Genomic DNA, 17,891 nt, shown 5'->3' on the forward strand with positions numbered 1-17,891 from the left:
CCTGATCAAAAGGACTCCCCATGTCTCGTCGAACCTCCTCGGTCATACCCGGCTTCGGGCTGACTCTGGGTTACACCCTGACTTACCTGGCGCTGATCGTGCTCATCCCGCTGGGCGCCATGTTCCTCTTCTCTCTGCAACTGTCTCTGGAGCAGTGGTGGAACCTGATCACCAACCGCCAGGTGCTGTTCTCCCTCAAGCTGTCCTTCGGCACCGCCCTGGCGGCAGCCCTGCTCAACGGCATTCTCGGCACCGTCATCGCCTGGGTGCTGGTGCGCTACACCTTTCCCGGCCGGCGCATCATCGATGCCATGGTCGACATGCCGTTCGCCCTGCCCACCGCGGTCGCCGGTATCGCCCTGACCGCGCTGTACGCGCCCAACGGCCTGATCGGCTCGCTGTTCCCGTTCAAGATCGCCTATACCCCGCTGGGCATCACCCTGGCGCTGGTGTTCGTCACCCTGCCCTTCGTGGTGCGCACCTTGCAGCCGGTGCTGGCCGACATCCCCAAGGAGGTCGAGGAAGCCGCCGCCTGCCTGGGCGCCAAGCCGTTGCAGGTGTTCTGGCACGTGCTGCTGCCGAGCCTGCTGCCGGCCTGGCTCACCGGCTTCGCCCTGGCCTTCGCCCGCGGCGTCGGCGAATACGGCTCGGTGGTGTTCATCGCCGGCAACATCCCGATGCGAACCGAGATCCTGCCGCTGCTGATCGTCTCCAAGCTGGATCAGTACGACTACCCGAGCGCGACCGCCATCGGCGTGTTGATGCTGGTGGTCTCGTTCATCCTGCTGCTGCTGATCAACATCCTGCAGCGCCGTATCCAGCCGCAACTCTGAGGAGCCCGTCATGAGCCTTGCAACCCTTGGCAAGAACGCGGCTGCGCGCCCGGTGCGCCGCTCCCCCGGCGCCATCGCCCTGATCGTCGTCGCCTGGGCGGTATTCGCGGTGATCCTGGTACTGCCGCTGTACATCGTCGTCACCCAGGGCCTGAGCCGCGGCCTGGAATTTTTCTGGGAGGCGATCCGCGAGCCGGACGCCATTTCCGCGCTCAAGCTGACCCTGCTGGCCACGGCCATTTCCGTGCCGCTGAACCTGGTGTTCGGCGTGGCCGCGGCCTGGGCGGTGACCAAGTTCGAGTTCCGCGGCAAGAGCGTGCTGGTGACCCTGATCGACATGCCGTTCTCGGTCTCGCCGGTGGTCGCCGGCCTGATCTACGTGCTGCTGTTCGGTGCCCAGAGCAAGCTGGCGCCCTACCTGCAGGACCAGAACCTGCAGATCATCTATGCCGTGCCGGGCATCGTCCTGGCCACCATCTTCGTCACCTTCCCCTTCGTCGCCCGCGAACTGATCCCGCTGATGGAGGAACAGGGCACCACCGAAGAAGAAGCCGCGCGCCTGCTCGGCGCCAACGGCTGGCAGATGTTCTGGCATGTCACGCTGCCTAACGTAAAATGGGCGCTGGTTTACGGCGTGGTGCTGTGCACGGCACGGGCGATGGGCGAGTTCGGCGCGGTATCGGTGGTCTCCGGCCACATCCGCGGCTACACCAACACGCTGCCACTGCACATCGAGATTCTCTACAACGAATACAACATCGTCGCCGCGTTCAGCGTGGCCATCCTGTTGCTGGTCATGGCCCTGGTCGTGTTGCTGCTTCGCCAATGGAGCGAAGCGCGCCTGAGCCGGCAGCTCAAGGCGAATCAGGACGATTGAATCATTCCGCCGGCGGTGCACGCATGCGCCGCCCCGGCAACACAGATCAGCAGGTGCAACCCATGAGTATTCAAGTTCAAGGCATCAACAAGCACTTCGGCCAGTTCAAGGCGCTCGACAACATCAACCTGAACATCAACAGCGGCGAGCTGGTGGCCCTGCTCGGCCCGTCCGGCTGCGGCAAGACCACCCTGCTGCGCATCATCGCCGGCCTGGAAACCCCGGACAGCGGCAACATCGTGTTCCACGGCGAAGACGTGTCCGAACACGACGTGCGCGATCGCAAGGTCGGCTTCGTGTTCCAGCACTACGCCCTGTTCCGCCACATGACGGTGTTCGACAACGTCGCCTTCGGCTTGCGCATGAAGGCCAAACGCGAGCGGCCGAACGAGAACGTGATCAAGAAGAAGGTGCACGACCTGCTCGACCTGGTGCAGCTCGACTGGCTCGCCGACCGCTACCCGGAACAGCTTTCCGGCGGCCAGCGCCAGCGTATCGCCCTGGCTCGCGCCCTGGCGGTGGAGCCCAAGGTGCTGCTGCTCGACGAACCCTTCGGCGCCCTCGATGCCAAGGTACGCAAGGAACTGCGTCGCTGGCTGGCGCGCCTGCACGAAGAAGTGCACCTGACCAGCGTGTTCGTCACCCACGACCAGGAAGAAGCCATGGAAGTGGCCGACCGCATCGTGGTGATGAACAAGGGCGTGGTCGAGCAGATCGGCTCGCCGGCCGAGGTTTACGAGAAACCGGCCAGCGACTTCGTCTACCACTTCCTCGGCGACGCCAACCGACTGTACGTGGGCGAAGACCGCCACGTGCTGTTCCGCCCCCACGAAGTCCATCTGTCGACCGAACCGCAGGACGATCACCAGGCCGGCGAAGTGCGCGACATCCGGCCACTGGGGGCGATCACCCGGGTGACCCTCAAGGTCGAGGGCCAGGATGAACTGATCGAAGCCGAAGTGGCCAAGGATCACCTCAGCCTGGACAACCTCAGCCGCGGTGCCACCCTGTACTTCAAGCCCAAGGCCGGCAAACCGGTCACCACCACGGCCAGCTAAGCCCGAAAGCGGACGGCCGATAGGAGCGCTAAAGGCTGAAGTTCGTAGGATGGGTGAAACCCATCGGCAATTGATGGGTTTCACCCATCCTACAGGCTGCCTCGCTTCTAGCTTGAAGCTTGTGGCTTGCAGCTCAACGTCCGCTTCCGCTTTTAAGAAGGCGCCGTCTTGCGTTCGCGGATGCAGGTCGGCCCGGCGCGCTGCACCACCGCCTGCTCCACCTCATGGCGCAGGCCAAGCAGAAAGGCGGCCTCGGCTATCACGAACAGTGGCCCGACCATCAGCCCCATGATGTCGTCGACGAAAGCCGGCTTGCGCCCCTCGTAGAAATGGCCGATGAACTGGATGATCCAGCCGACCACGAACAAGCCGAGCCCGGCACTCAGCCACAGCGCCGTGCCGCCCATCGCCAGCAGGGCACCGATCCATAGGGCGAGGCCAAGCAGCAGCGTCATGACCAGGCCGAAGCGAAGATCCAGACGCAGGTAGAAGCAGACGGCCGCCAGGGTCACCAGGGTCGCCGGCGACAGCCACACACCGGCCACCGGCAGGCCTGGCCGCGACAGCAGCACGGCCACCGCCAGCACGATCATGGGAATGCCGATGAAGTGAGTGGCGATATTACGCCGGTCGCGGTGATAGGCCGCGTATTGAGCCAGATGATCGACCAGAGTTTTCATTATTGTTCTCCAAGGCAACGGTCAAGCGATAATGAACCCGCTACCCGGCGGCGTACTGTCAGGTAGCCGACAAACCGGGAGCCCTCATGACCGACCTGCACGCCCACCTGCTTCAGGGCCAGTGGTTCGCCGCTCTGCCCGCCGCGCTCCGGCAGGCCCTGCTGGAAATGGCCCAGGAAGTGCACCTGGATGCCGGCCAGCGCCTGTTCCGCCGCGGCGATGCGCCCAGTGGCCTGTACGCCGTGGTGGCCGGCGCCATACGCATCGGCGCGGTCGACCGCCAGGGCAAGGAAGCCCTGCTGACCCTGATCGAACCGCCGTACTGGTTCGGCGAAATCTCCCTGTTCGACGGCCAGCCGCGTACCCACGACGCCTTCGCCGTAAGCGCCAGCACCCTGCTGCGGGTGCCCCAGGCCGACCTGCTGGCATTGCTCGACGCGCATCCCGGCTACTGGCGCGACCTCGCCCTGCTGATGACGCACAAGGTGCGCCTGGCCTTCATCACCCTGGAAGAGATGAGCCTGCTGCCCGCCGCCCAGCGCCTGGCCAGGCGTCTGCTGCTGATCGCCGAACACTATGGCGAAACCCGGGGCCCGCAGCGCATCATCCACCTGGCTCAGGAACAGCTGGCGCTGATGCTGGCGATTTCCCGGCAGACCACCAACCAGATTCTCAAGGAGCTGGAAGCCCGGGGCATCCTGCGCCTGACCTATGGCGAAATCGAGATTCTCGACCTGGAAGGCCTGCGTAAGGTCTCGCAGTAGGAACTGCCACAATCATATGAACAATTCGTGATAGGCGAACCAATGGCCAAGCGCCATGTCCATGTTCCTCCATCGACAGCCGCCCATGTCCCTGTTCCTCGTCCGCCGAAGCCCTGATGCCCTTGTCCGAATCCACCGCTGACCACCCACTACCGCCGGTACTCGCCGGTCCGCTGCTGCGCCGTCTGCAGCCTGGGCGGCTGGTGCTGTGGCTGGTGGCTACTCGCGAGCTGTCGCTGACACTACGGCTGGGCGACAACGAGCACCGCCTCGGAGACGATAGCTGTCAGCGTCTGACCATCGGCCGCCACGCGGTCATGCACCTGATCGACCTGCGCCTGGACACGCCGCTGCCGCAGGACGAACGGATCGACTACGACCTGCTGATCGACGGCGCCCGGGGTATCGCCGACTGGGCTCCGCACCTGCTGTACGGCGAGGCGCGCCAACCCAACTTCGTCCTGCGCGCGCACATCGACCATCTGCTGCATGGTTCCTGCCGCAAACCGCATCACCCTTCGGCCGATGGTCTGCTCTGCGCCGATCGCCTGCTGGCCGAGCCCCATGCCCCGCACGAGCGCCCGGCGCTGCTGATGCACAGCGGCGACCAGGTGTACGCCGACGATGTCGCCGGGCCCATGCTGCGTGCGATCCACGGCCTGATCGAACGCCTGGGCCTGTACCACGAGCGCCTCGAAGGCGCTGTGGTCGACGACAGTGCGGCGCTCTACGCGCATCCGGCCAGCTACTACCGGCGCGCCGACCTGCTGCCAGCGCTGAAGAGCAACGAAACCCTGCGCGAACGCTTCTTCGGCGGTACGGAAAAGCCGATCTTCACCAGCAGCAACGCCGACAACCACCTGGTCAGCCTGGCCGAGGTGCTGGCCATGTACCTGCTGGTCTGGTCGCCCACGCCCTGGACGCTGATCGATACGGACATGCCAGCGCTGGAGGCCGAACACGCCGAACGTTATCGCCGGGAACTGACGCACATCGACGCCTTCGTCGGCGGGCTGAGCGGTGTCGCCCGGGTTCTGGCGCACCTGCCGAACCTGATGATCTTCGACGACCATGACGTCACCGACGACTGGAACCTCTCGGCGCAGTGGGAAGAAACCGCCTACGGTCACCCGTTCTCCAAGCGCATCATCGGCAACGCCCTGATCGGCTACCTGCTCTGCCAGGGCTGGGGCAACAACCCGGACGCCTTCGGCGAGCCCCTGGGCAACGCCCGTAGCCTGTGCGAGCAGGCCAAAGGCGGGAGCCTGGACAGCCCGATGCAGGATCGCCTGATCGACCGGTTGCTCGCTTTCCAGCAGTGGCATTACCTGTTACCCAGCACACCGGCCCTACTGGTGCTCGATACCCGCACCCGCCGCTGGCGCAGCGAGCGCCACCCCAGGCGTCCCTCCGGCCTGCTCGACTGGGAAGCGCTCAGCGAATTCCAGCAGGATCTGCTCGATCATCCGTCGGCGATCATCGTCTCGCCGGCGCCGATGTTCGGGGTCAAGCTGATCGAGATCGTACAGCGGGTCTTCAGTTGGGCCGGCCAACCGCTGATGGTCGATGCGGAAAACTGGATGGCGCATCGCGGTGCGGCGCGGGTGATGCTCAACATCTTCCGTCATTCGCGCACGCCGGGCGACTACGTGATCCTTTCCGGCGACGTGCACTACTCGTTCTTCTACGAAGTGCGTATTCGCCAGCGCAGGCACGGCCCGACCATCTGGCAGGTCACCAGCAGCGGGGTGAAGAACGAGTTCCCGCGGCGCCTGCTGGATATCTTCGACCGCCTCAACCGCTGGCTGTATGCGCCCTGGTCGCCGCTGAACCGGCTGACCAAACGCCGGCGCATGCAGGTGTTTCCGCACATCCCCGAACACAGCAAGGCGGGCGAACGCCTGTGGAATGCGGCCGGCCTGGGCCAGGTGCTATTCAATGCCGAAGGCCAGCCTCAGCGGGTGTTCCAACTCAACGCCGATGGCTCCCCACGCACCGAATTCATCGATGATCGCGACGAAGTGCCGGAGCCGCACGAAGAGCCCAACCGCGCCTAGCGTTCAAGCCCGCCAAATCGCACACCCCGTAGGAGCCCGCTTGCGGGCGATACGACGGTGGCCATTGTGCAATTCCACGCCATGGCCACCATTCGCCGGCAAGAGCCAGGCGCCCCGTTCCTACACGATCGCGTGATCTACAAACCTGTAGGAGCCCCGACCTCGGGGCGAATTGATTGCGGCCATCCCGCAAAAACGGCGTCGTGCCCACCATTCGCCGCGAGGTCGCGGCTCCCACAACAGCGGGATCGCCTAGCGCAGCCTCTCCAGCATCCGGTAGTACCACATGCCCAGCGCCAGCATGGGATTGCCCAGCCGATCGCCCATCGGCACCTTGATATGCGAACAGGCGGCGAAGGTGTCGAAGCGCTCCAGTTCGCCGCTCATGGCTTCGGCCATGATCTCGCCCAGCACATGGCTGGTGGCGATGCCATGGCCGGAATAGCCCTGGCAGTACCAGACGTTCGGCGACAGCTTGCCCAACTGTGGAATGCGGTTGATGACGATGCCCATGGCGCAGCTCCACTGGAACTCGATGGGCACGTCCTTGAGGCAGGGAAAGGTACGCTCGATACCCGGGCGCAGTTCGGCGGCGATATCCCGCGAATCGCGCCCGGAATAGTTGGCGCCACCGCCGAACAGCAGGCGTCCGTCGGCGGTCAGGCGGTAGTAATCGAGGACGAAGCGGCAGTCGTAGACCGCCAGATCCTGCGGGTTGATCTGCCGCGCCAGTTCCCCCAGGGGCGCGGTGGTGACGATGCCGCCCATGGCCGGGAAAATCATGCCCTTGAGCGTTTTCGGCTCCAGCCGGTGGTACACGTCGCCGGCCAGCAGCACCTGGTTGGCGACGATACGGCCTTCGGCGGTGACCAGAGCCGGCCTGGCGCCATGCACGATCTGCAGTACCGGCGACTGCTCGAAGATCAGCGCGCCCAGGCTGCTCGCGGCGCGGGCTTCGCCCAGGCACAGGTTCAGCGGGTGCAGGTGCATGTTGCGGCTGTTCTTCAGCGCGCCGACATACAGCGGGCTGTCGAGGTGCGCGCGGACGGCGTCGCGATCGAGCAATTGCAGCTCATCGCCCATGCCCCGGCGCAGCGCCTCGTCATGGGCCGCCTTCAGCTCCTCCATGTGGCTGGGCTTCATCGCCGCGTGCAGATGCCCGTGCTTGAGGTCGCAGGCGATGCCGTAGCGCTCGACCCGCCGCTTGATGATGGCATGCCCACGCCAGCGCAGATCCCAGATGAAATCGTCGACCTCGTCGCCCAGGCGCTTGCGCATCTGCTTGCCCATGGCGGCATCGCCGGACAGGCTGCCGGTGACCTGACCGCCATTGCGCCCACTGGCGCCCCAGCCAACCTTGCGGGCTTCCACCACGGCCACCTTGAAGCCGCGTTCGGCCAGTTCCAGCGCAGTGGCCAGGCCGGTGAAGCCGGCGCCGATGATCGCCACATCGACCTGCACCTCGCCCTGCAGGACCGGATAAGCGCTTTCCTCGTTGAGAGTCGCGGTGTAATAGGACGGGCTGCGCTCAGCCGCGGCAACCCCGTGTCGAATGATGGTGTTCATGTTCTGTCCTTGTCGGCGCACCCGGCGCAGCCTGGATATTCGATTTGGCGTGGGTCGGACAGCCACCCGCTGATCGAGTGCCGATATCCGCCCGGCACAATGCGCCTCAAGCCTGATTCAGGTACCAGCGCCAGTCCTGCTCGCCGACTTCGCCCATGAAGCGGCGATGCTCTTCGCGCTTGACCGCCAGATACACCCGCAGAAATTCTTCTCCCAGGGCGCCAGGGGCCCAGGTCGAGGCCTGCAAGGCACGCAGCGAGGTCAACCAGTCGGTCGGCAGCAGGGTCGTGGCCTGAGCATAGCCATTGCCCTCGATCGGCGCCCCCGGGTCCAGCTCCTCTTCGATTCCACGGTGGATGGCGGCGAGGATCGCGGCGGCGGCCAGATAGGGGTTGGCATCGGCGCCGCAGATGCGGTGCTCGATATGCCGGCTCGCGGCCGGGCCGCCCGGCACGCGCAGACTGACGGTGCGGTTGTCGACGCCCCAGGTGGGCGCCAGCGGCGCATAGCTGTTGGCCTGGAAACGCCGGTAGGAATTGGCGTTGGGACAGAACAGCAACAACGAGTCGAGCAGACAGGCGAGCATGCCGCCCACCGCCCGACGCAACAACGGTGTACCGGCGGCGGCCTCGCTGGCGAACAGGTTGCGGCCTTCGCCGTCGTTCAGGCTGACGTGCATGTGCATGCCGGTGCCGGCCAGGTGCTCGAAGGGCTTGGCCATGAAGCAGGCCTGCATGCCATGGCGATGAGCCACGCCCTTGACCAGGCGCTTGTACCGTACCGCCTGATCCATCGCCTGCAGCGCATCGCCATGCTCCAGGGTAATCTCCACCTGTCCCGGCGCGTACTCGGAAATCGCCGTGCGCGCCGGTATGCCCTGGGCCTTGCACGCCGCGTAGAGATCGGCGAGAAACGGTTCGATCTGCTCCAGCTCGCGCAGGCCGTAGACCTGGGTGTTGCGCGGCCGGCCGCCATCGGCGTCCAGCGCAGGCTGCGGATTGCCCTGGGCATCGCGCCTGGCGTCGAGCAGGTAGAACTCCAGCTCGCAGGCCATCACCGGATGCAAGCCTTCGGCCTGCAGGCGTTCGATCACCCGCACCAGCACATGGCGCGGGTCGGCGACGCTGGCCGGCATCCCCTCCTGCGGGTGCATACTGACCTGCACCGCCGCCGTGGGGATGCGCCGCCAGGGCAGGCGCACCAGGCTGCCGGCCAGCGGATAGGCGCGGCAGTCGATATCACCGACCTCCCACACCAGGCCGGAATCCTCGACGTCATCGCCGTTGATGCTCAGGCCGAGAATGGTGCTCGGCAGCGGCCGGCCGCTACGGTACACGGCCACGAGCTCGTCGCGGTGCAACAGCTTGCCGCGCGGCACGCCGTTGCCGTCGATGATGAACAGTTCGAACAACTCGATATCGGGGTTCTGCGCGAGGAAATCCTCGGCGTCCTGCAAGGGGGCGAAGTGCATAGGGCTCTCGTCAGCGCCGGATGGCGCGGGCCCGCTCGAACGGGCGATGATCGGCAAGCGGCTGCACGGGGCAGCCAGTGGCATCAGATCGGAACGGCGGCGCTATCCGGCGGGCGGGCATGGCGGCAGTGCCACAGCGCCCAGAAGGCCAGGGCCCGTGGCAACGCGGTGCGCTCGGGCACGGGTGGCCGCCGGCGCAGGGCAGGTACGTATTTCGAACGGCTGGAACGGGTCGCCGGGATGCTCATGCCCTGAGGCTCGCACGCCGCCAGCGGGCAATTAAATCGCTTTTATCGCACCTTCAGATCGTCCCGAACTAAACATTGCGCGCGGCCGCGCGTCAGCCTGCGCCGCTCAGGGCTCCGGCTTGTAGCCCAGGCGCAGGCCGCCCCAGTGCCGCCCCTGCACATGGATGGGCACCGACAGATCGTGCATCAGCTCGCCGGTGTCGCGCATGTAGGTCTGCAGCAGCAACGGCTGCTGGTGACTGCCACAGCGGATGCCGGTGCGATCGTTGAACAGGCGCTTGCTACGGCTCTTCGCCATGTCCACCGCGCGGTCGCCGGTGGGCGGATGGTTGAAGGCCTTGTTGTGGGTCGGCACATAGCCTTCCGGGGTGCTGGCGATGGCGAATACCAGCCCCTCGTGACGCTTGAGCAGGGGTTCCTGCAGGTCCGGTAGCACCTGGTCGGCATAGCTGTCGAAGCGGGTCTTGAATCTGGGCGGGAAACTGTTGGCGATGGGCTGGTACTGGCGGTCGAACAGGTCGGCCAGGCTGATGCGGCCGGCCTGGATATCGGCCTCGAACTGCCGGGCGATCGCCGCGGCGCCTTCCCGGGCGAGGTCGTAGATGCGCTGGTGATAGTCATCCAGGCCGACGCTGGCCAGTTGCTCGCTGACCGTCTCGGCCTGCGCGACCAGTTGTTCGGCGGCCACCCCGAGCTGCCGCGTCTGCCCTTCGCTGGCACGCACATCGCCGCGCAGTTGCTCGACCGCCACCAGCAGATCGGCCAGGCGCTCGTGGTTGCTCGCCGTGCCGGCGCTGATCTGCGCCACCTGGGTGTCCACATCCGCCGCCAGATCGGCGATACCACGCAACTGCTCGCCCGTGAACTCGATCTGTCGGGCAGCCTGCTCCAGCTCATCGGCCTGGCGTTGAATATGGGTGACCACTGCGGCGCTCTGCTGGCGGATATCGGCGACCATCTGGCCGACTTCGCCGGTGGCGCTGGCGGTACGCCCGGCCAGGCTGCGCACCTCGTCGGCGACCACCGCGAAGCCACGGCCCTGCTCGCCGGCACGGGCCGCCTCGATGGCGGCGTTGAGCGCCAGCAGGTTGGTCTGGCTGGCAATCGATTGAATCACCTGAGTGACCTGCTCGATCTGCTCGGTGCGCTTGCCGAGGCCGTCGATCAGTTCGCGACTGGCAGCGGTCTGGGCGCTGAGCTGCTGCATGCGGCTGATCGCCTGTTGCAATTCGGCCTGGCCACTGGCACTGCTGTCACGCACGGTCTGCGCCGCGTTCAGGGTCTGCCCGGCACGCTGGGCGTTGTCCTGTTCGGTGCGGGTGACGGCATCGGCGCCCTCGCCAATCTGCTCCACCGCCAGCAATTGCGACTGCAGCTTGCCGGCCAGTTGCTGCACCGTATGCGACACCTGGGCCGCCGACAGCGCATTGTGGCAGGTGTGCTGCGACAGGCTCTGGCTCAAATCCCCCAGCGAGCCGGCCGCCACGGCTTGCGCCGGTGCCGGCGGACGCCGCCATGGCCCCAGCCACGGCCACAGGGCGAGCAGCAAAAGCGCGGGCACGCCGACATAGGCGGGCAAGCGCACCTGCTGGTAGACCAGCATCAGGGCGACAAGCCCGAGTGCATGCAGCACAAGGGCCAGTGAATCACGCGGGAAAACGAAACCCATGGCCAGACCTCGTTGTTTTTATTCTGTTCAGTTGCTGAGCAGGCGCGGAAATCTTCCGCGATCACCGAGGACATCGGCAACGGACGCACAATCTGTAGTCCCTGCGGCTCGAGTTGACCACCTGCACGCTACGCCTGAACATGGCACTTTGGTAGCAGATCAGCGATCCAGCCGATGGCGCTGCACGAAGGCGCGATCGAGGTAATCCTTGCAACGCCCATAGAACTGCCCGCCGGCGCTCCATTCACGCCAGCCGAGCAAGGCGCCGCCATCGCCGCAGGCCAGCAACAGCGGGCCCTGGGCACGCGCCTTGTAGGGCCGCAGCGCGGTGCCGCGCAAGGCGGCGGCAAGATTGGCGGCCAGCACCGGCACCTGGCGCAGGGAGTACAAGCCACTCTTGCGCACCCCGGGCATGCTCGCGCAATCGCCCACGGCGAAGATCTGCGGATGCGAGTGACTTTGCAGGGTCGCGGCGGTATGGATGAAGCCCGCCGCGTCGCAACCCACTCCACTCCCGGCGATCCAGGGCAGGGCCTGGGCGCCACTGGCCAGCAGCAGGCGACGACCGCGCCATACCGGGGACTCGCCACTCATCAGGCAGTCTTCATCGATCCGGCTGATCGGGCAGTGTTCGCGCACCTGCACCCGGCGCATGCGCAGATGGCCCAGCGCCCGCATGCGCAGCCCCGGCGAATGCCCGGCAAGCAGCGGCTCGCCACAGAACAGCGACACCTGGGGCACCTGCCCGGCCAGCGCCAGGGCCATTTCCACCCCGGCCACACCGCCACCGAGAATGGCCAGCGCCTGGGGCGCCTGCTGCCATTGTTGCCAGCCGCTGATGAAGGCATCCACGGGCTTGACCGCCAGCACCTGCATCGCCTCGCCTTGTCGGGGTGGGCAGGCCACCAGCTCGCCGGCATTGAGCGACAGCCAGTTGCCTTCCAGCACCCGGCCATCGACCAGCGTGACCTGTCGCGACGCCGCGGCAAACGCCTCGACCTGAGCCACGATCAGTTCGACCTGAGCGGCCTGGCACAGGCCCGCCAACTCGATCTGGCAGTGCGCGGGGGTATAACGCCCAGCGACCAGCCCCGGCAACATGCCGACATGCCAGGCGTGCTCGGCACTGGCCAGCAACGCGATGCGACCCGCCGGCCGCTCGTTCAGCGCCCAACGCCGCAACACCCCGAGGTGAGCCGGGCCGGCACCGACCAGCAACAGGTCAAAATGTGTCATGTACAGCACAATCCTCAGAGCATCGGCGATACGCATCCGCAATCGGGGAACGCATCGCCATTAGGCAGAGAACGGAGTTGGACCAGCATCCGCGCAGAACGATCCGGTGATCGCCGGCCGTGACGACCATTCGCCAGAGCATGGCGGCACGGGCCCTTCTTCGGCAAGTGAAGAGACGCCCGCGGCAGGCTTTGGACACATTTTCCAGCAGGCGACGGCAGGCAGCCATGTCTCGCGGCCACGGCAGGCGCACTCAGGCGCTGCTGGCCTGCACCGGCAAACGTGTCAGCAACGCGGGATCCAGGCGCAGCAAGCGGACGCAACGCGCGTCGCGCAGTTCGCTGGCCGTCTGCTCTGCCCCCAGCGCCAGGACCTGGCCGGTCAGATTGAGCACCAGCGCTTCACGGGAGAACACGCCGCTGCTGAGGCTGTAATAAGCCGCCACCAGCTCACGCAGGCCGAATGGCAGACGCCAGCGGATGCGCAGAGCAGAGCCGAAACTGGCGGCACGCTGCCTGAGGGCCTGGTCGATGTCTGCATCGCTCAGCACGCCGCCGGCATCCTGCCAGTCCTGCAGGCAGCGCAGCAGCGCCAGCTCGCCGATGTTGTGCAACAGGCCCGCCGTGTAACAGAGCTCGGCATCCAGCGACAGCTCACAGGCCAGCCAGTGGGCCACCTCCGCGCTGCGCTGGGCGGCCGCCCAGGTCTTGCCGCCTTGCTCGGCCAGACGCGGGTCGCTGAGACGGGCATTGCGCTGTATCGACAGCCCCAGCACCAGGTTCAAGGTACGCGCCACTCCCAGACGCGGCAGCGCCTGCGCCAGGGTCTGGCAGGGAGCGCCATTGTGGTGGGCGGCGCTGTTCGCCGCCGCGATCAGGCAGGCGGTGATCTGCGGGTCGCGGGCGAAGACCTGCTCCAACTCGCGCAGACCGGGTTCGTTGCTGCTCAGGTACTGGCTGACCGAATCGCGCACCGACGCCAGCAGCGGAGCCCCCTGACCCTCTTCACGCATGGCGTCGAGGTAATCGTCGAGCGTGTTCACCAGCAACGGACGAATCGGGCACAGCAGCTCTTCGCCCTCGGCCTGCAACAGCCCGAGCAGGCGCTTGCGCAACGACTCGGCATTGAAGGGCTTGGCCAGATAGGCAGTAGGCGCCAGCGGCCTGGCCGCGCGCACGCTGTTGGCATCCAGCCGGCCGCTGATGAGGATGAACGGCAACGCCGGCGTACGCGGGTGACGCCGTACCTGACGCAGCAACTCCAGGCCATCGAGCCCGGGCAATTCGCTGTCGGCGATCACCAGTTCCGGCAGGCGTCGTTTGCAGCGGGCCAGGGCCGCCTGACCATCGTTGACGCGAATCACCTGCGCATCGCAGCGTACGTCGAGCACCAGTTGGGCAAGCAGATCGGCCGTCCAGGGGTCGGCATCGGCAATGAGAACTTCCGGGGCACTGGCCGGAACAGGCATGAAAACCTCGAGAAATCGGTGCGAGACGAGTTCAGGCAGGGCTAGCGACCGATCCCCGCATCCTCGGGCTCGAAAAAGCTGTAGCAACCGTCAGCCATGACAGGACGCAGTCTAGAACGTGGCTTTGCGCCATACCAGCGCTGACCAGCAATCATGGGCAAAAAATGGCTGGGAGCCAGTTTTGACGTCGCCTGCGGCGGCCCGCAAGGTAGCCGCCAGGGATGGCGAGCCACAAAAAAGACCCGCCGCAGCGGGTCTTCTCAGGCGACGCGAACTCAGGCGAGTTCGTCGAAGCACTCGGCAACGATGGCGATGCCTTTTTCCAGTTGAGCGTCCGGGATGGTGACCGGCATCAGGAAACGGATGACATTGTAGTAGGTGCCGCACGACAGCAGGATCAGGCCCTTGTCACGCGCCTTGGCGACGATCTTGCCGGTCAGTTCGGCGGCCGGCTTGCTGTGGTCGCCGCCGTCGAACAGCTCGATGGCGACCATCGAACCCAGGCCACGCACATCGCCGATGACCTTGTGCTTGGCGGCGATGTCGCGCAGGCCGGCCTTGAGCTTCTCGCCCACGGCGTTGGAACGATCCAGCAGCTTCTCTTCGTCGAACACTTTCAGCACGGCCAGGGCCGCGGCACAGGCGATCGGGCTACCGGCATAGGTGCCGCCCAGGCCGCCGGGAGCGATGGCGTCCATGATCTCGGCCTTGCCGCTGACCCCGGAGATGGGGAAACCGCCGCCGACGGACTTGGCGAAGGTGGTCAGGTCCGGGATCACGCCCAGTTGCTCGGTGGCGAAGAAGGTACCGGTACGACCGGCCCCGGTCTGCACTTCGTCGGCGATCAGCAGGATGCCGTGCTGGTCGCACAGGGCGCGCAGGCGCTTCATGAACGCCGGCGAGTTGACGTAGAAACCACCCTCGCCCTGCACCGGCTCGATGATGATCGCGGCGATGTCCTGGGGCTGGGCGTCGTTCTTGAAGATGCGCTCGATGCTGGCGATGGACTCGTCCTCGCTCACACCGTGCAGCTCGCAAGGCGCCTGGGCGCGGTACACGCCGGCGGGCATCAGGCCCATGCCGGCGGAGTAGGGAACGACCTTGCCGGTCAGCGACAGGGTCATCATGGTGCGGCCGTGGTAGGCACCGGTGAAGGCGATCACGCCGGCGCGGCCGGTGGCGGCGCGGGCGATCTTCACGGCGTTTTCGACCGCTTCGGAGCCGGAGGTGACCAGCAGGGTCTTCTTGGCGAAGTCGCCCGGGATGCGCTTGGCGATCTCTTCGCAGAGCTCGATGTAGGGCTCGTAGGCCAGCACCTGGAAGCAGGTGTGGGTCAGCTTGGTCAGCTGTTCCTGCACGGCGGCAACCACTTTCGGATGCAGGTGGCCGGTGTTCAGCACCGCGATACCGCCGGCGAAGTCGATGTACTCGCGGCCTTCGACGTCCCACACGGTGGCGTTCTCGGCGCGCTCGGCGACGATCGGGTGGATCTGGCCCACGCCGCGGGGAACGGCGGCGACACGGCGTTGCAGCAGGGATTCGTTGGTCTTGCTCATGATTTCCTCATTCACCGCTCATCGTCGGTGTGGTTCAAGGATTAAGCACCCCGGTACAACCGCAGCAGCATACGATGATCGACTGCCGCGGCCTCCCGGGATACAGGGGGAAAATACCGGCGCCCGGACCCGTGGTCACGAACGCCTCTGGTACGCGCCGCCGGACACTGCCGGCGACGCTGGAGTGGATCAGATGCTCAGGCAGAGGTACTTGATTTCCAGGTAGTCCTCGATGCCGTACTTCGAGCCTTCACGGCCCAGGCCGGAAGCCTTGACGCCACCGAACGGCGCGACCTCGTTGGAGATCAGCCCGGTATTGATACCGACCATACCGTATTCCAGCGCCTCGGCGACACGGAACACGCGACCCAGGTCACGGGCATAGAAGTAAGACGCCAGGCCGAACTCGGTGTCGTTGGCCATAGCGATCACTTCGGCCTCGTCCTTGAAACGGAACAGCGGGGCCAGCGGGCCGAAGGTCTCTTCCTTGGCCACGGCAGCGTTCTTCGGTACATCGACCAGCACGGTTGGCTCGAAGAAGTTGCCTTCGATGCTGTTGCCGCCGGTCAGCACTTTGGCGCCCTTGCCCAAGGCATCGGCGATGTGTTCCTTGACCTTGGCCACGGCCTTGTCATCGATCAGCGGGCCAGTGGTGATGCCCTCTTCCAGGCCATTGCCGATCTTCAGTTTCTCGACCGCGACCTTCAGCTTCTCGGCAAAGGCGTCGTACACCGCGTCCTGTACGTAAATGCGGTTGGCGCAGACGCAGGTCTGGCCGTTGTTGCGGTACTTGGAGACGATGGCGCCCTCGACCGCCTTGTCCAGATCGGCGTCGTCGAAGACGATGAACGGGGCATTGCCGCCCAGTTCCAGGGACACCTTCTTGATGTCCTGGGCGCACTCGGCCATCAGTTGCCGGCCGATTTCGGTGGAACCGGTGAACGACAGCTTGCGTACGATCGGGTTGCTGGTCAGCTCGCCGCCGATATCGCCGGCGCTGCCGGTCACCACGCTGAGCACGCCCTTGGGGATGCCGGCACGGTGGGCCAGCTCGACCAGCGCCAGGGCCGAGAACGGCGTCTGCGAGGCCGGCTTGATCACCATGGTGCAACCCGCGGCCAGCGCCGGGCCGGCCTTGCGGGTGATCATCGCTGCCGGGAAGTTCCACGGGGTGATGGCCGCCGTGACGCCGATCGGCTGCTTGATCACGATCAGGCGCTTGTCGGCCTGGTGGCCGGGAATGGTGTCGCCATAGACCCGCTTGGCCTCTTCGGCGAACCACTCGATGAAGGACGCCGCGTAGGTAATCTCGCCCTTGGCTTCGGCCAGGGGCTTGCCCTGCTCCAGGGTCATCAGCCGGCCCAGGTCGTCCTGGTTCTCGATCAGCAACTCGAACCAGCGACGCAGCTTCTGCGCCCGCTCCTTGGCGGTCAGCGCACGCCAGGCCGGCAGGGCACGGTCGGCCGCTTCGATGGCGCGGCGGGTTTCCGCAGCGCCCATCTTCGGCACGCTACCGATGATCTCGCCAGTGGCAGGATTGTTCACCTTGATGGTCTGGCCATTGTCGGCATCGACCCAGGCGCCGTCGATGAAGGCCTGTTGGCGGAACAGTTGGGCGTCTTTCAGTTGCATGGCGGTCTCCTCTATTCCGCCACCGAGGGCAACGGAAGATGGGCAAAACGAAGCTGGGGTGGGCCCAGTAACGCGTGTGGGCGATAGGTTCAGATGCTGCTGCTCTGCGTTCGAACGGTGGGTGACGCCAGGAGTTCGGCTCGACAAGCATCATCGTTTGAAATTTCAAACGAATCCTAAGATCAGCACACCCAAAGGGCAATAGTCTGTTCGAAAAAATTAACGCATCGAGGCGCTCGGAGAATCAACGGAGCAGCCTGCATGACACTACTCGAAAAGCGACATGGACGCATGCGGCCTAGATGCGTATGATTGCGCCCGCGCTGCACCAGTAGCTCAGCTGGATAGAGTACTGCCCTCCGAAGGCAGGGGTCGTGGGTTCGAATCCCGCCTGGTGCGCCAGATCGATATGTTTCCTCCAAGCCATGAGTGGTTCAGGAAGCCCAATAGCCCGCCTTGCGCGGGCTTTTGCGTTTCTGAGACTAGCGAAATAGCACGGTCACTAGCCGCCCCGGGCGCCTCAACAGCCTCCACCGTTGCAACCGCAACCAACACCTGGCGCTTATGGCAACGCTGCTGCGGCCTTGCACCGATTATTTCCCGACACCGGACGGGCTCCCTCGCGGTTTTTCCTTCACCACAAAAGCCCGTAGCCCGGGTTGAGCACCGCGATACCCGGGAACTATGCCAGCTCCCCCACTCGCCCACCTTCCAGCTGAGCCGGGCACCCCATTTCCCCGCCCCCAAAAGACGAAACCCCAGACCTCTGTCGAGAT

The 17,891-nt window shown here is 65.6% G+C and carries 14 protein-coding genes and 1 tRNA gene; 6 read left to right on the forward strand and 9 right to left on the reverse strand.

Annotation, left to right across the window (positions count from 1 at the left end; all coding sequences use genetic code 11):
* Window positions 1–20: 20 nt before the first annotated feature.
* From cysT to DNK34_RS11625, 3 genes are all read left to right on the forward strand, one after another.
* Complete coding sequence (cysT, locus tag DNK34_RS11615; protein WP_131175347.1) at window positions 21–833, forward strand: sulfate ABC transporter permease subunit CysT; 813 nt, start codon at window positions 21–23, stop codon at window positions 831–833.
* A gap of 10 nt (window positions 834–843) precedes the next feature.
* Window positions 844–1,710 carry a sulfate ABC transporter permease subunit CysW gene (gene cysW, locus DNK34_RS11620; protein WP_131175348.1) on the forward strand — a complete coding sequence of 289 codons (867 nt, stop codon included), beginning with the start codon at window positions 844–846 and terminating at the stop codon, window positions 1,708–1,710.
* A 62-nt stretch (window positions 1,711–1,772) separates the two neighbouring features.
* A complete protein-coding gene (locus DNK34_RS11625) occupies window positions 1,773–2,768 on the forward strand; it encodes a sulfate/molybdate ABC transporter ATP-binding protein (protein WP_131175349.1) in 996 nt (331 codons plus the stop codon).
* Between the two features lie 152 nt (window positions 2,769–2,920).
* Here DNK34_RS11625 and DNK34_RS11630 read toward each other — a convergent pair whose 3' ends face one another.
* A complete protein-coding gene (locus DNK34_RS11630) occupies window positions 2,921–3,448 on the reverse strand; it encodes an Mpo1 family 2-hydroxy fatty acid dioxygenase (protein ID WP_131175350.1) in 528 nt (175 codons plus the stop codon).
* 86 nt (window positions 3,449–3,534) lie between these two features.
* On the opposite strand from DNK34_RS11630, the gene DNK34_RS11635 reads away from it, so the two are divergent.
* Window positions 3,535–4,212 (forward strand): Crp/Fnr family transcriptional regulator, encoded by a 678-nt coding sequence (locus tag DNK34_RS11635; protein ID WP_131175351.1) that lies wholly within the window; start codon window positions 3,535–3,537, stop codon window positions 4,210–4,212.
* 116 nt (window positions 4,213–4,328) lie between these two features.
* Window positions 4,329–6,269: a metallophosphoesterase family protein gene (locus DNK34_RS11640; RefSeq protein WP_131175352.1), complete on the forward strand. Its 1,941-nt coding sequence runs from the start codon at window positions 4,329–4,331 to the stop codon at window positions 6,267–6,269.
* A gap of 252 nt (window positions 6,270–6,521) precedes the next feature.
* On the opposite strand, the gene DNK34_RS11645 is transcribed toward DNK34_RS11640, so the two are convergent.
* From DNK34_RS11645 to gabD, 8 genes are all read right to left on the reverse strand, one after another.
* Complete coding sequence (locus DNK34_RS11645; protein ID WP_131175353.1) at window positions 6,522–7,835, reverse strand: NAD(P)/FAD-dependent oxidoreductase; 1,314 nt, start codon at window positions 7,833–7,835, stop codon at window positions 6,522–6,524.
* 106 nt (window positions 7,836–7,941) lie between these two features.
* Window positions 7,942–9,306, reverse strand: coding sequence for a glutamine synthetase family protein (locus DNK34_RS11650; RefSeq protein ID WP_131175354.1), 1,365 nt, complete (start codon window positions 9,304–9,306; stop codon window positions 7,942–7,944).
* A gap of 83 nt (window positions 9,307–9,389) precedes the next feature.
* Window positions 9,390–9,554 carry a hypothetical protein gene (locus DNK34_RS25420; protein ID WP_165497310.1) on the reverse strand — a complete coding sequence of 55 codons (165 nt, stop codon included), beginning with the start codon at window positions 9,552–9,554 and terminating at the stop codon, window positions 9,390–9,392.
* A 106-nt stretch (window positions 9,555–9,660) separates the two neighbouring features.
* Window positions 9,661–11,157: a methyl-accepting chemotaxis protein gene (locus tag DNK34_RS11655; RefSeq protein ID WP_131175360.1), complete on the reverse strand. Its 1,497-nt coding sequence runs from the start codon at window positions 11,155–11,157 to the stop codon at window positions 9,661–9,663.
* Window positions 11,158–11,382: 225 nt separating this feature from the next.
* Window positions 11,383–12,459 carry an FAD-dependent oxidoreductase gene (locus DNK34_RS11660; RefSeq protein ID WP_131175355.1) on the reverse strand — a complete coding sequence of 359 codons (1,077 nt, stop codon included), beginning with the start codon at window positions 12,457–12,459 and terminating at the stop codon, window positions 11,383–11,385.
* A gap of 253 nt (window positions 12,460–12,712) precedes the next feature.
* Window positions 12,713–13,927 (reverse strand): HDOD domain-containing protein, encoded by a 1,215-nt coding sequence (locus DNK34_RS11665; RefSeq protein WP_131175356.1) that lies wholly within the window; start codon window positions 13,925–13,927, stop codon window positions 12,713–12,715.
* A gap of 275 nt (window positions 13,928–14,202) precedes the next feature.
* A complete protein-coding gene (gene gabT, locus DNK34_RS11670) occupies window positions 14,203–15,483 on the reverse strand; it encodes a 4-aminobutyrate--2-oxoglutarate transaminase (RefSeq protein WP_131175357.1) in 1,281 nt (426 codons plus the stop codon).
* Window positions 15,484–15,672: 189 nt separating this feature from the next.
* Window positions 15,673–17,115, reverse strand: a complete 1,443-nt coding sequence (gene gabD / locus DNK34_RS11675) for an NADP-dependent succinate-semialdehyde dehydrogenase (RefSeq protein WP_131175358.1) — start codon at window positions 17,113–17,115, stop codon at window positions 15,673–15,675.
* 325 nt (window positions 17,116–17,440) lie between these two features.
* On the opposite strand from gabD, the gene DNK34_RS11680 reads away from it, so the two are divergent.
* Window positions 17,441–17,517: transfer RNA gene (locus DNK34_RS11680), tRNA-Arg, on the forward strand.
* Window positions 17,518–17,891: the final 374 nt, after the last annotated feature.

The sequence above is a fragment of the Phytopseudomonas dryadis genome (assembly GCF_004327355.1).
Lineage (GTDB): Bacteria > Pseudomonadota > Gammaproteobacteria > Pseudomonadales > Pseudomonadaceae > Aquipseudomonas > Aquipseudomonas dryadis.

Coding starts and splice junctions, on each gene's coding strand:
- cysW (WP_131175348.1), top strand. CDS start 844: ATGAGCCTTGCAACCCTTGGCAAGAACGCGGCTGCGCGCCCGGTGCGC.
- DNK34_RS11665 (WP_131175356.1), bottom strand. CDS start 13,927: ATGCCTGTTCCGGCCAGTGCCCCGGAAGTTCTCATTGCCGATGCCGAC.
- DNK34_RS11630 (WP_131175350.1), bottom strand. CDS start 3,448: ATGAAAACTCTGGTCGATCATCTGGCTCAATACGCGGCCTATCACCGC.
- DNK34_RS11650 (WP_131175354.1), bottom strand. CDS start 9,306: ATGCACTTCGCCCCCTTGCAGGACGCCGAGGATTTCCTCGCGCAGAAC.
- gabT (WP_131175357.1), bottom strand. CDS start 15,483: ATGAGCAAGACCAACGAATCCCTGCTGCAACGCCGTGTCGCCGCCGTT.
- DNK34_RS11635 (WP_131175351.1), top strand. CDS start 3,535: ATGACCGACCTGCACGCCCACCTGCTTCAGGGCCAGTGGTTCGCCGCT.
- DNK34_RS11660 (WP_131175355.1), bottom strand. CDS start 12,459: ATGACACATTTTGACCTGTTGCTGGTCGGTGCCGGCCCGGCTCACCTC.
- DNK34_RS11645 (WP_131175353.1), bottom strand. CDS start 7,835: ATGAACACCATCATTCGACACGGGGTTGCCGCGGCTGAGCGCAGCCCG.
- DNK34_RS11655 (WP_131175360.1), bottom strand. CDS start 11,157: ATGCTGGTCTACCAGCAGGTGCGCTTGCCCGCCTATGTCGGCGTGCCC.
- DNK34_RS11640 (WP_131175352.1), top strand. CDS start 4,329: ATGCCCTTGTCCGAATCCACCGCTGACCACCCACTACCGCCGGTACTC.
- gabD (WP_131175358.1), bottom strand. CDS start 17,115: ATGCAACTGAAAGACGCCCAACTGTTCCGCCAACAGGCCTTCATCGAC.
- cysT (WP_131175347.1), top strand. CDS start 21: ATGTCTCGTCGAACCTCCTCGGTCATACCCGGCTTCGGGCTGACTCTG.
- DNK34_RS11625 (WP_131175349.1), top strand. CDS start 1,773: ATGAGTATTCAAGTTCAAGGCATCAACAAGCACTTCGGCCAGTTCAAG.
- DNK34_RS25420 (WP_165497310.1), bottom strand. CDS start 9,554: ATGAGCATCCCGGCGACCCGTTCCAGCCGTTCGAAATACGTACCTGCC.